Annotated in this window: 3 protein-coding genes; 2 read left to right on the top strand and 1 reads right to left on the bottom strand. The window is 54.9% G+C overall.

The genetic code is table 11. From position 1 onward, the window contains the following. Positions 1-91 precede the first annotated feature (91 nt). Complete coding sequence (gene sigK / locus G454_RS0114875) at positions 92-814, bottom strand: RNA polymerase sporulation sigma factor SigK (RefSeq protein WP_035108088.1); 723 nt, start codon at positions 812-814, stop codon at positions 92-94. A 211-nt stretch (positions 815-1025) separates the two neighbouring features. Here sigK and G454_RS0114880 point away from each other — a divergent pair, with 211 nt between their 5' ends. Then, positions 1026-1313: an ACT domain-containing protein gene (locus G454_RS0114880; protein WP_027719209.1), complete on the top strand. Its 288-nt coding sequence runs from the start codon at positions 1026-1028 to the stop codon at positions 1311-1313. Between the two features lie 45 nt (positions 1314-1358). Continuing rightward, the gene (locus tag G454_RS0114885) at positions 1359-2726 is read left to right on the top strand and encodes a PFL family protein (protein ID WP_027719210.1); all 1368 of its coding nucleotides are present in this window, start codon (positions 1359-1361) and stop codon (positions 2724-2726) included. The last annotated feature ends 144 nt before the right edge of the window (positions 2727-2870 follow it).

Genomic DNA, 2870 nt, shown 5'->3' on the forward strand with positions numbered 1-2870 from the left:
TGTTTCCTCCCTTAACAGCTAATTTTCGGGGGGAGAATCCTTTTTTCCTGCCCTTTTCGCTTAATATCTCCTTCTAAAAGCTGGGGATCACTCAGGTCAGCGGGCGGGCGGGGTTTTCTATAAAAGCAAATTTTTCCGAAAGCCTGCTCAGGGCCCTTTTTTCGATGCGGGAGACGTAGGAGCGAGAGATGCCCAGGTGGCGGGCGATTTCCCGCTGGGTACGCCGCGCGCCGTCCTTTAACCCAAAGCGCATGACGAGCACCTTGCGCTCCTGCGGCGTGAGCTTTGCCAGCTGCTGCCACAGGCGGTCATGCTCCATCTGGCCGGCCACCATTTCGCTTACCGCCTCGGGGTCGGTGCCCAGCACGTCGATGTAGCTGATCTCGTTTCCCTCCCGGTCCGTACCTATGGGGTCATACAGGGAAAGCTCCGCGCGCGTTTTTTTTCGCGCCCGCAGGTACATGAGCACCTCGTTTTCAATGCAGCGGGAAGCATAGGTGGCCAGGCGACTGGCCTTTTCGGGGTCGTAGGTGTCTACGGCTTTAATCAGCCCAATGGTCCCCACGGAGATGAGGTCGTCAAAGTCTTCCTCCGTGTGGTCGAATTTTTTAATGATGTGGGCTACCAGGCGCAGGTTGCGCTCAATGAGTATCTGCCGCGCCGCCTCGTCGCCGGCCCGCCACCTGGCGAGGTAGTAGGCCTCCTCCTCTTCGGAAAGCGGCTTGGGAAAGCTGTTTTGCGCGATGTGGCAGACAAGGATGACCAAGCCGTTGATGAGAGACAAAGCTACCAGCGCCAAGAGTGCCGGCCCCATGGTACCCCTCCCCCAAAGGATTCGCACGCCTATATACTATGGCCGGAAAAGAAGAAAGGTGCTTGGCCAAATAGCTCGTGCTTAAAAGAAAAATTTAAGGAAATGCTTGGCACTTCTTGGGGCGAACCCTCAGCTCTGAGGATTGCCCAGTGGAGGTGGCTATGGTAGCATGATTATGTGGGGAAACGAGCAGTAGGAAGGGGAGTTCTTTTTGAACGCGGCAAAGAACAACCGGGTTATTGTTACCGTCCTGGGCAAGGATAAAGTGGGTATAATCGCAGGGATTACCGGCGTTTTGGCCGCTGCCAACGCAAACATTTTGGACATCAGCCAGACTATCATGCAGGAGTTCCTGGTAATGGTCATGCTGGTGGACATTTCCCAGTGCAACGTGGATTTCGGCACGTTGAAAGAGCGCCTGGCCGAAAAAGGAAAAGAGATCGGCGTTCAGGTCAACGCCCAGCACGAAGAGGTTTTCTACTTCATGCACCGCATTTAACCATTTGAAGTATTAGGCTACTTTGCAGGTTAGAGGAGGATCAATGTGCCGCTTTCCTTCAGCAGTCAAGAGATTTGGGAAACTATCCGCATGGTACAAATGGAGAATCTAGATATCCGGACGATTACAATGGGCATAAGCCTGCGCGACTGCCGTGGAGATAACGTACGGGAAATAGGGCAAAAAATTTTCGATAAGATCACCCGCTACGCCAGCCGGCTGGTAGAGGTTGGCGAAGAGATCGAGCGCGACTACGGCATACCGATTGTCAACAAGCGCATCTCGGTGACCCCCATTGCCCTGATAGCTGAAGGCTTGGATGTAGAGGATTACGTGGAGCTAGGTAGGGTGCTGGACCGGGCTGCCGGTGAAGTGGGGGTCAATTTCATAGGAGGCTTCTCTGCTCTCGTACACAAGGGTTTTACGGTAGGCGACAGGAACCTTATCCACGCCATTCCCCAAACACTGGCAACCACCGAGAGGGTGTGTTCCTCCGTCAACGTAGCCACCACCAGAGCCGGGATAAATATGGATGCCGTAGCCCTGATGGGACGGATCATAAAGAAGACGGCGGAACTTACTGCAGAACGGGACGGTATAGGGTGCGCCAAGCTGGTGGTGTTCTGCAATGCACCGGAAGACAACCCTTTTATGGCCGGGGCCTTTCACGGCTTGGGGGAACCGGAATGCGTCATCAATGTGGGAATAAGCGGGCCGGGAGTCGTGCTAAGCGTCGTAAAAAAGTACCCTGATGCGGACCTGGGGACCCTTTCCGACCTGATAAAGCGCACCGCTTTTAAGATCACCCGGATGGGAGAGCTGGTGGGGCGGGCTGCTTCCCAGAAACTGGGCGTCCCTTTCGGCATTGTGGACTTGTCCCTGGCTCCTACTCCTTCCATCGGTGACAGCGTGGCGGACATTTTGGAAGCCATGGGCCTGGAAAGCTGTGGGACCCACGGCACCACTGCCGCCTTGGCCCTTTTAAACGATGCTGTAAAAAAGGGAGGAGCCATGGCTTCTTCCTACGTAGGTGGGTTATCCGGTGCCTTCATCCCCGTCAGCGAAGACACGGGCATGATCGAGGCGGTAAAGGCAGGTTCTCTCTCTTTAGACAAGCTGGAAGCCCTAACCTCCGTCTGCTCCGTTGGGCTGGACATGATCGCCATTCCCGGTGATACACCTGCAGAAACCATCTCTGCCATCATTGCCGACGAAGCGGCTATCGGCGTGGTGAATAGGAAAACAACGGCGGTGCGCATTATCCCGGCCCCGGGCAAAAAGGCGGGAGACTGGGTGGAATTCGGAGGGCTTTTGGGACGTGCGCCCGTGATGCCGGTATACCGTTTCAGTTCGGCTGCCTTCATTGCCCGGGGCGGTCGCATTCCCGCCCCGATTCAAGCTCTGAACAACTGACCGACGCTGAGGAAAGTATAATTGCACCTGTAACTTGGTTTTAAGGCCCTGTCAAGAGTCAGTGAAAATGTCAGGTGAAATTCGTCAGTGAATTTGTCAGGGATGTGGTATAATAGGACCTGCGAGGTAAAAATGGCTTACGCC

The organism is Desulfovirgula thermocuniculi DSM 16036 (assembly GCF_000429345.1).
Lineage (GTDB): Bacteria > Bacillota > Desulfotomaculia > Desulfotomaculales > Desulfovirgulaceae > Desulfovirgula > Desulfovirgula thermocuniculi.

Coding starts and splice junctions, on each gene's coding strand:
- sigK (WP_035108088.1), bottom strand. CDS start 814: ATGGGGCCGGCACTCTTGGCGCTGGTAGCTTTGTCTCTCATCAACGGC.